General features: G+C 37.9%; 14 protein-coding genes. 4 read left to right on the plus strand and 10 right to left on the minus strand.

Annotated elements, in window-relative coordinates; all coding sequences use genetic code 11:
• Nucleotides 1-4: 4 nt before the first annotated feature.
• Together B3I52_RS15545 and B3I52_RS15550 are read right to left on the minus strand one after the other, a co-directional pair.
• Nucleotides 5-871, minus strand: coding sequence for a phosphodiester glycosidase family protein (locus B3I52_RS15545; protein ID WP_293303040.1), 867 nt, complete (start codon nucleotides 869-871; stop codon nucleotides 5-7).
• Nucleotides 872-877: 6 nt separating this feature from the next.
• Entirely contained in the window at nucleotides 878-2,122 is a 1,245-nt protein-coding gene (locus tag B3I52_RS15550; protein WP_293303042.1) for an aspartyl protease family protein, read from the minus strand.
• A 97-nt stretch (nucleotides 2,123-2,219) separates the two neighbouring features.
• On the opposite strand from B3I52_RS15550, the gene B3I52_RS15555 reads away from it, so the two are divergent.
• Genes B3I52_RS15555 through B3I52_RS15570 form a run of 4 tightly spaced genes read left to right on the plus strand, consistent with a single transcriptional unit; the run spans nucleotide 2,220 to nucleotide 6,010 of the window.
• Nucleotides 2,220-3,545: a D-alanyl-D-alanine carboxypeptidase gene (locus B3I52_RS15555; protein WP_293303045.1), complete on the plus strand. Its 1,326-nt coding sequence runs from the start codon at nucleotides 2,220-2,222 to the stop codon at nucleotides 3,543-3,545.
• A gap of 21 nt (nucleotides 3,546-3,566) precedes the next feature.
• Nucleotides 3,567-4,382, plus strand: coding sequence for an alpha/beta hydrolase (locus tag B3I52_RS15560; RefSeq protein ID WP_293303047.1), 816 nt, complete (start codon nucleotides 3,567-3,569; stop codon nucleotides 4,380-4,382).
• 25 nt (nucleotides 4,383-4,407) lie between these two features.
• Nucleotides 4,408-5,457, plus strand: a complete 1,050-nt coding sequence (locus B3I52_RS15565) for an aminotransferase class I/II-fold pyridoxal phosphate-dependent enzyme (protein ID WP_293303049.1) — start codon at nucleotides 4,408-4,410, stop codon at nucleotides 5,455-5,457.
• Between the two features lie 31 nt (nucleotides 5,458-5,488).
• Nucleotides 5,489-6,010: a histidine phosphatase family protein gene (locus tag B3I52_RS15570; RefSeq protein WP_293303052.1), complete on the plus strand. Its 522-nt coding sequence runs from the start codon at nucleotides 5,489-5,491 to the stop codon at nucleotides 6,008-6,010.
• Nucleotides 6,011-6,368: 358 nt separating this feature from the next.
• On the opposite strand, the gene B3I52_RS15575 is transcribed toward B3I52_RS15570, so the two are convergent.
• From B3I52_RS15575 to tsaE, 8 genes are all read right to left on the minus strand, one after another.
• Nucleotides 6,369-7,049, minus strand: coding sequence for a M15 family metallopeptidase (locus B3I52_RS15575; RefSeq protein ID WP_293303054.1), 681 nt, complete (start codon nucleotides 7,047-7,049; stop codon nucleotides 6,369-6,371).
• A gap of 4 nt (nucleotides 7,050-7,053) precedes the next feature.
• Complete coding sequence (locus B3I52_RS15580) at nucleotides 7,054-8,280, minus strand: alanine dehydrogenase (RefSeq protein ID WP_293303057.1); 1,227 nt, start codon at nucleotides 8,278-8,280, stop codon at nucleotides 7,054-7,056.
• Between the two features lie 116 nt (nucleotides 8,281-8,396).
• Entirely contained in the window at nucleotides 8,397-8,630 is a 234-nt protein-coding gene (locus B3I52_RS15585) for a hypothetical protein (RefSeq protein ID WP_293303060.1), read from the minus strand.
• Nucleotides 8,631-8,949: 319 nt separating this feature from the next.
• Complete coding sequence (locus tag B3I52_RS15590; protein WP_293303063.1) at nucleotides 8,950-9,318, minus strand: hypothetical protein; 369 nt, start codon at nucleotides 9,316-9,318, stop codon at nucleotides 8,950-8,952.
• Between the two features lie 178 nt (nucleotides 9,319-9,496).
• The gene (locus B3I52_RS15595; protein ID WP_293303066.1) at nucleotides 9,497-10,048 is read right to left on the minus strand and encodes an REP-associated tyrosine transposase; all 552 of its coding nucleotides are present in this window, start codon (nucleotides 10,046-10,048) and stop codon (nucleotides 9,497-9,499) included.
• A 152-nt stretch (nucleotides 10,049-10,200) separates the two neighbouring features.
• Nucleotides 10,201-10,656, minus strand: a complete 456-nt coding sequence (locus tag B3I52_RS15600; RefSeq protein WP_293303068.1) for a hypothetical protein — start codon at nucleotides 10,654-10,656, stop codon at nucleotides 10,201-10,203.
• Nucleotides 10,657-10,863: 207 nt separating this feature from the next.
• Entirely contained in the window at nucleotides 10,864-11,412 is a 549-nt protein-coding gene (locus B3I52_RS15605) for an REP-associated tyrosine transposase (RefSeq protein WP_293303070.1), read from the minus strand.
• A 776-nt stretch (nucleotides 11,413-12,188) separates the two neighbouring features.
• Complete coding sequence (gene tsaE, locus B3I52_RS15610) at nucleotides 12,189-12,614, minus strand: tRNA (adenosine(37)-N6)-threonylcarbamoyltransferase complex ATPase subunit type 1 TsaE (protein WP_293303072.1); 426 nt, start codon at nucleotides 12,612-12,614, stop codon at nucleotides 12,189-12,191.
• Between the last annotated feature and the right edge of the window lie 127 nt (nucleotides 12,615-12,741).

Below are 12,741 nucleotides of genomic sequence, written 5' to 3' on the forward strand. Positions count from 1 at the left end.
AAAGTTATTGTTTGCCTTTGATATATATAACGTTTGCTACTTTTCTTTGGCCTTCGTGGTCCCATTTTTTATTGTCAGATGGATAGTTAACTACGCCATTATCGCCGTAGCCTTTTACCCAAAGCGTGGTAGAGCCGCCGCCATCTAGGTTAATGGCACTGGTGCAGCCCAGCCATTTCATCACTTTTGTAAGTTCAAAAAGGCTCATGCCGGCCGAGTTTTGCTGTCTTCCATCAACCGTTAACAAAAGTACGGTGCCATCGGCTTTAATGCCTATTGCGGTACGCGGATGGCGAAGCCTGTTAAATGGTACAGAATCTAACTTTTCTTTTTCGTTGTTTAAGATCAGCAGAGGGCCGCTAAGCATTATATTCTTGTCGCTAAGGTTATTTTCCCAAGTATCCGTTCCGTCCCATTTTTTAATGCTTGGCAGGTGCTCGTTAATTACAACTGCCGCCCTATGGTGTAGCGCCCTAATGTTGTTTTTCTCTTTTCTATTTTGGTTAATAACGGTATCGTTTACTTTGATAAAATCTACCGATCCACCATTTCTTATATCGAAAAAAGTACCGTTTATAGCGGCTATAGCATTATTTTTTTCAGCAAAAGTACTGGTTTTAATCAATTCTTTTTTTTCGTAACCGATGTAAAAGCCGGGTGCCTTTTTATGGTTTTTAACTTCTACAAAACTGATGTATTGGTTTGCGTTGAACAATGTGCTATCGTTAAATTGATAAGTATAGAGCTTTGTTTTTTTTGCGATAGATGATCTGCTCCATTTAGCGTTGACCACTGCAATAGAATCGGTTTGTTGCGCATAAACACCAATAGGCAATACCGTTAATAGCAATAAACGTAGCGTAAGTTTCATGTGTTTTTATATTCGTTTTTTAAGTTTTAATAATTTGATGAAAGAAGATTTTCCTCGCCATATTTCGAGCACTACGCTATAACTGTTTTTGGCTTTAAATATGCTTGCTATTTCGTCTAAAGCGTAATCATCTATTTTTTTAAAGTTAATAGAAATAATTTCATCTCCTTCTTTTAGTCCAATTAAATCGGCTGGCGATTCGGGTTCTATTCTGTTAATCAATGTTCTGGATGGTGGGCCATCATCTGCATAAAGCTCAATGCCCGACATGTCATGTTCAAAAGGGCGATTAAATTTTTCGTTTTTTTTGATATACATATAGCCGTTTCTATAGTCGTATATGGTGTTAAAACGACTTAAAATCTCTGAGCCTAAATTGCCATTTCTATCAATTTTTTTTAGGGTATCAATGTTGTAAACAGGATAATGCGATATCACCTCCTTAAACTTAAAAACACCTAGTTTTAATGATAAAACCCGTCCAATTCGGCCTGTAATTGTGCCTGTTAAGCTATTGCCAAGATTGGCCGACATGGAAAACTCGGGCTGCGGAAAAGGTTTCCCGCCCCCCAACGTTTCGAGAGAAATGGCATGGCTAGCGCCACAATCTACCAATGCCTTTATGGTTTTAGTGCCTAAACCAGCTTGTTCAATGCTTAATGACACATAAGGCTTGTTTTCAATAAGCTCGATAGGGATTTTTTCGCCCTTTAATTTTACCTTCTTATTATAGGAGGTAAACCGTAAAGACTTGGTGCTGTAATTTATCTTAACTACAAAGCTGCTGAAGAAAGAATAGCCAATTAGTCCGTATATTTTTTTCCCAACAAAACCAGAGAGCGGTAATATATTGTCTTTAAGGAAAACCGTTGCAATATTTTCGGCTTCAGCATCGCCAATTTTTACACTTGTAACGCCCAAAAAAGCATCGATACCCTCAAAGTTTCCGTAGCCGCTAATTTTTATGGGCCTAGGGTAACTAATTTTTAAACTTTCTTTTAGCGTAGTATCTGTAACAATCATAGGCGACACCCCGGTATCTAAAATAAAATTAAAGGGGCCTTTATCGTTAATGTAAATAGGGATGATAATGAGATTTTTAATTAAATCGAACGGAAGTGTTTGCTGTTTGCGTCCGTTGTTAAACTGAAATCCTTGACAAAATACAGCAAGAGGAGAAAAACAAAGGTACACCAACACCAAAATTGCAAAGGATATATCCAGACGATTGAAAAATTTGGTGCGGTTCATGAAACTAAATTAATAAATTAGTGCGCATTTGTATAAATCAAGTATTGATGAAAGCAAAATAAGAAACCAATACCCTTTTATACTATTTAAACTTTTGATGATGAGTATTACTAACCGTATAAAATTGGCGCTTTTTGTGCTAATTACAACAAATCTTTTTGCTTGTAAGCCCAACCAAATTATAGCACGTAAGGTAGGTAAAGAGATTAAAAGCTCCGAAATGTTAAAAAAGTACCAAGTAGGTTTTGCTTTATATGACATGGATGCTGATCAAATGATCTTTCAGAAAGATGCCGATAAATATTTTACGCCAGCTTCTAATACCAAGCTGTTTACCTTTTATGCAGGCTTAAAAATTGTGCCCGATTCGATACCTTCTTTACGTTACATAGAAAAAGCAGATTCGCTTATTTTTTGGGGAACGGGAGATCCCTCGCTTTTACATACCGTTTTAAAGGGCACAAATGCGATACAACTGTTAAAGCGTACCAATAAAAAGTTGTTTTTTGCGAACAACCGTTACGAGGGCAATTTTTTTGGCGATGGCTGGGCCTGGGACGATTATAACGATTATTATCAGCCAGAGATTTCGGAATTGCCTTTGTTTGATAATGTGGTATTGGTAACTGCTAAAGAAGCGGGCAAAATGAATATCTCCCCAAAAAGTTTAAATGCTTGTTTTATAGCCGATAGCAATACCAGAGCAACTAAATTTAGGGTGCAAAGAGAGTTCTTGTCCAATAAATTTCATTACCCGCCCGTAACAACCGATGCAAATTATGCGCAGCAAATTCCATTTAAAACCTCTACAGCTTTAACATTAACCTTGTTAGCAGATACACTAGGGAAAAATGTGCAGCTCATCAATTATCCGCTTCCGGTAAATGCGAAAACAATCTATAGCTCAAAAAGCGAGGATGTGTTTAGGCAGTTGATGCTTCCTTCAGACAATTTTGTAGCCGAGCAATTGCTCTTAACTTATGCCGATAAATTGGGCTTGGCGCTAAGTACCCCCAAAATAATTGCAACTATTCAAGAAAAATACTTAGCAGAACTGCCAGATAAACCTAAATGGGTAGATGGATCGGGCCTCTCCAGAGGAAATTTGTTCACTCCGCGGTCCATCATTAAATTATTAACGTTAATATATAAAGAGGTAAACGATCAAGAAAGGTTATTTAAGATGATGCCGGCCGGTGGAAAAACCGGGACCCTTAAAAATGCCTACCCAAAAACAGATACGCCTTTTGTTTATGCAAAAACAGGAACCTTGGGTGGGGTACATAACCAAAGCGGTTACGTCATCACCAAAAAAGGAAAGCTGTTGCTATATTCTTTTATGAACAATAATTATGTACAGCCTACGGCAGATATTAGAAAAGAAATGGTCAAGGTAATGACCTATATTCATGATAAATTTTAGCTTATAAAACTATTTTTCGAGATGTCAAAAAACAATATAATAAAGAGTCTGTTGGGCTCTATTTTAATCTGTATTAGCTTTTTAGTTAAGGCACAAGATTTACTGGTTTATCAAAGCAAAAACTTGCCTAAACCAGATACAGTATGGGTATTTAAGCCTAAAAATTATCAAGATCAGCATAAGTTGCCGTTGATATATCTCTTGCACGGATATAGCGGGAACTACAAACAATGGCACAGCATTATGGGTGCCCAAAAATACGCTGATGAATACGGCTTTATCATCGTTTGTCCAGACGGGTTGTACAATAGCTGGTACATTAACAGTCCGGCAAAAAAAGATTGGCAATATGAAAGTTTCTTCTTCGACGAGCTTTTTCCAGATATAAAGAAGAAATACAAAGTAGATGAGCAAAAGGTATTTATTTCTGGGTTAAGCATGGGCGGACATGGGGCGCTTTCTCTTTTTATAAAACGACCAGATTTGTTTGCCAGTGCCGGAAGCACCAGTGGAGGGGTAAAGCTGAGAGACTTTTCTGCTAAGTACGGTTTAAGCGATTTGCTTGGAAACCCGAAAAAAGAAGATGAAATATGGGATACCTATTCTGTAGTGCCCAATATTCACAAGCTTAAAGAAGCTAACAAGCCTTTTATTTTTGACTGTGGTTCTCAAGATTTCTTTTACCCTTATAACAATGAACTAAAGCAAAGGTGCGATGAACTAAACTTAAAGGCTACTTACATTTCGCAACCCGGCGCACACAACAGAACTTATTGGAAAAAATCAATAAAACAACAGTTTGAGTTTTTTAAAAGCTATTTGAGCGAATTGAAATAAGAAAAGGAACAACAGATTATCATTAATGAAAGAAAACCAAAGCTTTGATCACTTAGCACAAAAGTTATCGTCGGTAATATCCCACCAGCAAGAAAACTACCTTTATTTTGGCGGCACAGCCTACCTTGGCATCCCTCAAAACAAAGCATTTATAAATTTATACATTAAGGGAATAGCACAGTACGGTTTAAACAACGGTACTAGTAGGGGCAACAACGTACAGTTGGGTATATACAATGAAGCAGAATCTTATACCGCAAAAAGATTTGGGGCCGAGGCTGCACTGATTACCTCTAGCGGTTATTTGGCGGCACAGCTTACCGTAAAAGCTTGTGTTACACAAGGCGAGGTTCGTTATGCGCCCAATACCCACCCAGCCTTATGGACCAACGGAAACCCTGCTGTTCAAAGCAGTTTCGAAGAGTGGAGTAAACAAGTGGTTGCAGAGATCAACGCAAGCGAAACCCCTAATTGGGTGCTTTTAACCAACTCGATGAACAACCTTCATCCAGAGATTTACGATTTTAGCTTTATCAAAGAAATCAATGCCTCGAAAAAGGTTACCTTGGTAATAGACGATTCGCATGGCATAGGCCTGCTTAACCAAGGGAACTGTGTGTTGCAAAACGTGCCAAACATTGCCCATATAGAAGTAGTTGTGGTAGCTTCGATGGCAAAGGCATTGGGTTTAGATGCAGGAGTGGTTTTGGGCTCTCGAAATGTAATAGCCCAACTAAAAAGAAGCGACGAGTTTTACGGCGCTTCGCCACCCGCCGCCGCTGGTTTATATGCTTTTATACACGCCAACGAAATTTATGAACAGGCATTCGAAAAACTTCAAGAAAACGTAAAAATATTTAAAGAAACTCTTATTAATAAACAAGATTGGTTTTTTGCCGGAGATTTTCCAGTATTTTTAGCCCTAAAATCGGGAATAGAAAAGAGCTTATTGGCAAACCAAATTTTAATTTCTTCTTTCCCTTATCCCGATAGGAACAGTGAAAACTTGAATAGAATTGTGCTCTCTAGCTGGCATAGTAAAGCAGATGTCTTAAAGTTGGGAGCTGTTCTATAACTAGTTAGGTTAAATTTAATTAATAGTAGAGATGAAGAAAATATTAGTATTGCTTGTTTTGTCTTTGGGCTTACAGCAGACTATACATGCCCAAAAAGCATTAAAAGTTTGGATGGTAAGACATGCCGAAAAAGATACTTCAGACCTTAAAGAAAGAGATCCAGACCTCTCTGAAGCAGGAGCAAGAAGAGCCGAAGCACTAAAAAAAGCACTAAAAGGGCAAAAACTAGATAGTATTTTTTCTACAGATTATAAACGAACCAAACTTACGGGTTTTCCTTTGGCAGATATTGCCGGGATTAACATAAAAATATACGAACCCTCCAAAGGTGCACAGCTGGTTAAGGCATTAAAAGAAAACGCCCTAGGTAAAAAAATCTTGATTATTGGGCATTCGAATACAGTTTTAGAATTGATAGAAGCTTTTGGTGCAAAAAGACCCGTGGCCGCAATAGCGGATGATGAATACGATTATCTTTTCTCATTAATCGTTAAAGGCGATAAAGTAGAGGTGAAAACGATGAAGTACGGAAAGCGAAGCAAAGCTGAATAAGTTGGGTTAATAATAAAGGACAACAATAACGTTCCTTTTTCTTGTGCTAAGAGGTTAAGTTTGAGGACTTGCAACAAAATATCATCAGCCTAATTTAACGTGAGTTTTGGGGCTTAATCTAGCTAAACAGACCCTGACCATGAAGTAGCTGTGAAGCAAAATAAATTCAGCGCTTGCTCCGAGTATCGGAGGTGACGCTAAATTTGCGCTCCGTCCTGCTGAATTTATTTCGGCATCAGTTTTAACGGCTTGTTTTGGTACATTTAATAATCTACTCAGGTTAATAAATTCAGGCAATACTCCCTGCCGTTCGTTGATATTGACAGCAAGGAGCATTAGTGTAAGCTCAGTAAACTTTTTACAGTTGCTCAAACGGAATATCCATTAAGTCGAACTTTTCCCAACCAATAAAATCAAAATGCCACCACTCATGGTAAACCACTTTAAAGCCGTGGGCGTGCATAAGGTTAATTAGAAAATCTCGGTTTTTAATAATATTTGCGGGCAAGTTGTTATAAGTTGGTGCGGCTGCCGCCTCAAAACTGTCGTAAGGTGTAGGCATAGGTACATCTTTACCTGTTTTTAAATCAATAATGCTTAGGTCAACGGCACAGCCTCTATTGTGTTTAGAGCCTTTGGCAGGGTCGGCTACAAACTTTTTGTCTTCTCCCTGTGCCTTTTCGTAAAACGATACGGTAACCGCATAAGGCCTATAACCATCGTATATTTTAAGTCCGTAGCCTTTTTTCTTTAATGCTGCCTGTATCAATTTTAACTTTTCTACCACAGGTTTGCGGGCAAATGCACGGGCCTGTTTGTACATTACCTGATTCATAAAATTGTTTGTGGTGGCATAGCGTATATCGAGTACAACAGACGGAATGGCCTTTTTGATTTCAACAAGCTCTAGGTCTGGATTTTTTGCCACATCGGCCCTGTAAGCATTATAATTGCTTACAATTTTTAAATTGGCTTTGTTTTGTGAGAAAGCAGGTAAGCAAGTAGCAACTAATAGTAAAACGGCGAAATAATTTTTCATTAATTTATTGGTTAGAGAGTATAAGTAGTTCTAAATCTTTATAAGGTAAATTATACATGGTGGCCAAGTCTTTATTGGTTAAATGGCCTTGGTAGCAATACAGCCCTTCTCTAATGCCGGGCTTGTTCCAAACCATGTTCATTAGGCCGCCCATGTCGCCAATATCTACTAAAATAGGGGCAAAAATATTGGTTAGGGCGTAAGAAGCCGTTCGGGGCACACGAGATGCGATGTTAGGTACGCAGTAATGTATTACCTCGTGTTTTACAAAAATAGGGTCTTTATGGTTGGTTACTTCCGAAGTTTCAAAGCAACCGCCTTGATCTATGCTTACATCAACCACTACCGAGTGCGGTTTCATTTTAGCCACGGTTTCTTCCATTACCACACAAGGGCTGCGGCCATGTTCTGAGCGGATGGCTCCAATAACCACATCGCAAGTGGTAATGGCCTTTGCCAGTACAATAGGCTGCATTACCGAAGTAAATACCCTGCTGCCCAAGTTATTTTGCAGCCGGCGCAACTTAAAAATAGAACTGTCAAAAACTTTTACCTCAGCCCCTAAAGAAAGGGCCGTTCTAGCGGCGTACTCGCCAACGGTACCGGCACCTAAAATTACAATTTCGGTGGGTGGCACACCAGTAAAGCCCCCAAGCATTAAGCCTTTGCCACCAAAGGCCGAGCTTAAATATTCGGCAGCAATAAAAATAGAGGTGGCGCCCACAATTTCGCTCATGGCACGCACTACGGTAAGTACATTGCCCTCATCGCGTATGTTCTCGAAACAAAGTGCGTTTATCTTTTTTGCCAGTAGTGCCTTTATAACATCGCTTTTTAAGGTTCCAATTTGCAAGGCCGAAATAAGCGTTTGCCCTTTGTGCATCAGCGCAATTTCTTCAATAGTTGGCGGCGCAATTTTTACAATAATATCTGCCGCCCAAACATCTTTTTTGTTAAACGAAATTTGTGCGCCTTGTTCGCTATAGTCTTTATCGCTAAAGTTGGCACCGTTGCCCGCACCACTCTCTAGCATTACTTTATGGCCATTGTTTACCAAAAGGGCAACCGAAAGAGGTGTGAGCGCAATTCTGCATTCTTGGTAAGAAATTTCTTTTGGGATGCCAATAAATAAGCTATTGCTTTTTTTTCCTGTTTCTAGCATCGCCTCTTGGGTTTGTAATAAACCTCTCTGGGCAATGGCAGCCATTTCGTCACGTAATACTGTAGCCATTAGTATGGTATAGTTTGAAAGATGAAGATACGAAATTGACACGGTTATGCCAAAACCAAAGGTACTTTCTTGTAGAAGAAAGAGGCACTATTTTTAAAAGCGACAAGAAATAAGTGTTAACAAATTTCTAAGTATGTTGAGTGCTCGTTTCTTGTGGTAACCACCTCTAAGCTGTAAAAAGCAGAATCGCCACGGACACTTTTAGAGAACTGAAAGTTCTTGTAGTGTATGCGGCTCAATAGCGTTTCTAGCCCGGTTTCTGCAAATTGCAAAAAATCTGGCAGGTCATCTACCGTAATCAGCTCTGAAAGAGCCGGGTAATATCTTGGGCTTACGGGTTTGGTTGGCATATTAAATTATTTTAATTGGCGTTAAAACTTTAAATTTTTGGTATTCTAGTACTGTGTGTACATGCAATTTACCAAGCAAAACTTACGAAGTACAAACCTTCTTTGTGATGGAACTTGTATTTACGGCTCATTTATATTCTGTTTACATTTATCTTCTAATTTTTATAAGCACACGCGGCACGCGTGCGCCAGCATGGGATTACTATTATTATATAAAATTTCTAATTGTTCAATCTCTTGCAATGAGATAGGTTTAATTGGCCAACTTCCAATAGGATTATCTCTTAAATAGGTTAAATATTGTATTTCCATTTTATAACTAAATATATTCTATAAAAAGCTTGTTTCCATTTGTCAATGCAGATTGACAAATTTGAATCAATGCATTAATGACGCTATCCAAACCAGCAGAAGCAGGGATGTTAGTAATAGATATTATTTGATTATAAAACTCTTGAACTCTTGTACACTCCCAGTTTTCTTCATCAAAAAAGCCTATGCCTTTTTGCCAATTATATAAAACGCTATCAGGATGAGGCTCTGAAATTATTGGTATATATCCCATCAGAGATGTAAAATCAGCATACCATAAATCAACTTCAAAAACAACTTGTTCATTAATATCTTTTTCTATAAACATTATTTCTATTTCACCTTTATAGGGAGAATATAAGTCAATCTTTATCATAATTAATTATCTTACTTAGCTTTAAAATGACCTATTTTCAATATCATTTTTTCAGAATCTGTTATTACTCTTTGTCTTTCTACTAATCCTTTCCATGTCGTAGGGTCCTGTCTATCCAATTTATTTTCATACCTAACATCCATTCTGAAAACCAAGGTCTCCAGACCGGAAAACAACGTTACATAAACAATACTGGTACAAGCCCCCTCCTTTCCTCATAATAATCCGTCGCGCTACTATACTTGTAATACTGCGCTTCGGTAACCAGCCCTGCCCTTACCGGATTTTCGTGCACATAGTTCAATCTCTGGTCTATCATATTATTGGTACTTAACTCTATCGGGTGGTTGTCCTGTTGCCAGAACTGGTAAACCTTGTTATTACTGTTTCTTGCCCCTGCACGTTTAAACATCCATAGCATCCAGTCTCTTCTACTCTCTTGCTGGTTATTTTCAATACCGGAAATAATCATCTTACTCGTATATTTCTTCAAGTCCCTAATAATATCTGCCAGCCCTAAACCCTCTTTTGCAGAAGCTATAAGATGGACATGATTGCCCATAACAACCCAAGCATGCAGGTTCAGCCCCTTTTCGCCTACGCAGAACTTCAGGCTGTCTACAAATATCTCTTTATAGCTTTCACGGGTAAATACATCTATCCAGTTTACCACGGCAAAGGTTATAAAATGTGGTAGGCTACTATCTCCAAACCTATATCTTGTGGCCATTACTCTTCTATTTTTTACTGCTCTACTTTTTTACATTTTAGCTTTTCGCTTCTTTTCTGCTACTATTGCCAGACTAAGTCTTTGGTTCTCTTATTTAGATTTAAGTGGCCCTGCGGAACACTTAAACCAGTTAGGGCGCTAACATAGAAAACTCAGAATGGATTTCTACCTTGTTTTACCCTATCAATTCCATGATTAATTAGCCCTGACAACGTAGGAGTTACTTGAGAAATCCAACCTTGATTACTAGCATAATAATGACCTTCATATGTTGGTGGATTATTACCCTCGTCCAGATAGACAAAAATGAATTGATCACCAAGGTTGTATACGTCAATTACAAAAAAAGGGCGAGATAAAGATTTGTTTTCTTCTGCCATCTCACTTCTTACAAATTCTTGCATTTGTTGCTGATTTTCAAAAACTCCGTAATCTAATACATAACAAAATTGTCCCGCTAAAAAGAGCAATTCTTTTAATGCTATCGGAAAAGGGTTACCTGTATTATACAGTATTTCTAACTGTTGAATTTCTTGCAATGAAATAGGCTCAATCGGAAAATTACCGCTAGGATTATCTCTTAAATAAGTTAAGTATTGAATTTCCATTTAATTATATATTATTTTTTTTAACGCTTTAGTGTTTATAGCATTTTGATTTGCTATCATTTTAATTTCAACTGTTTTTGCTGATTCACTCGCTAGTTTCTTCAAATAAACTAGATATCCTTGACAACTTTCGCAAGTATACAGTGTAGACTCCAATGTAATTATAAAATGATCCCCCCTCTGGCGCAAGCGTCCGCTTGTGCCCAATCAATCCATTAGCTTAATCTCCAACAAACCTTTCTCTCCGCAATAATCTATTGCACTACTATACAAATAATCTTCTGCTTTAGATACAAAGCCCGACATGACCGGGTTCTGATGCAAATAATTTAATTTTTGTTCTTTCATGTAATTGTCCCATAATTCTATCGGATGGTTGTCCTGCTGCCAAAACTGAAATCCATTATTGTTAATATTCTTCTTACCTGCTCGTTGCATCATCCATAGTAGCCACTCACGCCTGCTTTCCTGTGGGTTCTCGCTAATTGCCTTTCTTAACTGGCTCGATGTATAGCTCTTAAAATCACGCAAAATATCTTCCATCTTTTTATCTGTAGTACCAATAATTAAATGCACATGGCTGGTCATGATACACCAAGCGTAAACCTCTAACCCCTTATTCTTTTGGCAGTAACGTAAACTATCTAATAACACCTCCCTATACTCATTTCTTACAAAAGCATCTAACCAGTAAACCACCGCAAAACTTATAAAGTAAAGCTGCTCTTGGTCTCGTATTTTATATTTTATACTCATTTCTTCTATTTATTAATTAGCACAAGCGGACGCTTGCGCTAGAAAAAAGCTTAAGCCAGAGGAGGTTTCTAAACTTGTACTTTATGCTCATTTACCATAAGAATAAATTTTAAGTTACAAATTATATTAAGCAAAGCCTAACAGGCACAATTCATCCTACTCTCAAACCCAAATCCTAAGACTTGCGCCCAAACTGGAGCCCAAACGAGGGGCTTTGCACTCTGATACTAGGAAGACTTGGGCTAAAGGGAAAGCAATTGACAGAAAGACATGCCATTCAATAGAATTTAAAGTGCACTTACCCCATATTACCATTAAATTTAAGAATAAAAATTTAGCAAAAAACAGCTTTTTCTTTGGTTTTTAGGTGTTTTGTTCGAGGCTTGTTCGGGACACCTTCGAAGAAAAGTGGTTTTTTGCGAACAAAACTCGAACAAGACCCGAACAAAATGCCGTGTTGCAAGTCGGAAAACCTGCCGAAAATAATTTAAAATTTTACATTTAAAAAACATTACAGCCCTGCTTTGGATAGTTATTCTCGCTAATGCCTCCCTTTAGGGTAATCTTGTATTTGCAGATAAGATAAATGTGCCTATAAGCAATGGCTTAGGATGCATGGAATAGGTACAAGCAAAAGCCGATTTTGAGGTATTGAAAAAAGGCGACTATACACTGATGATACAAACACCAGAAATGCCCAGTACTAACACTAAGAAAGAAAATTGGTAGAAAAAGCAACTTACAGATTAAAGATACCTTAAAAACAAACGTTTAACCTATGCTTTAACCTTAGTAAACTGAAACAACCGTTGCTCGCTGCCAGTAACGGTTATTTCAATTTTAATATATTCTTCAGGAAGCAACTCTTCTACTTTAGAAGGCCATTCTACCAAACAATAATTGTTGCTGTAGAAATACTCTTCGTAGCCAATGTCATAAGCTTCCTGTAAATTTTTTAAACGATAAAAATCGAAATGATAAACCGTTCCTGCGGCACTTTGGTATTCGTTAACAATAGAAAAAGTTGGACTGCTTACTACATCATCTACGCCTAAAGCTTTGCAAAACGATTTAATAAAAGTGGTTTTGCCAGCCGCCATTTCTCCTTCCAAAACAAAAAACTTTTGCCCGTTGGCAAAAGCCAACAGTGCTTTAGCAACCGTATTTAGCTCGGCAGGGCTATTAATCGAAATAGATTTCATTTAGGCAAAAATAAAGGAAAAAAGAAAGCAATTAACCATAATTATGTGCGATGTACCTTTACCCCCTCCAAGCAATGTCATTAAGTTAACGTGAGTTTTGGGTCTTATTTTTAGGCTATGCCACATG

This window comes from Pedobacter sp. UBA4863 (assembly GCF_002399615.1).
GTDB lineage: Bacteria > Bacteroidota > Bacteroidia > Sphingobacteriales > Sphingobacteriaceae > Pedobacter.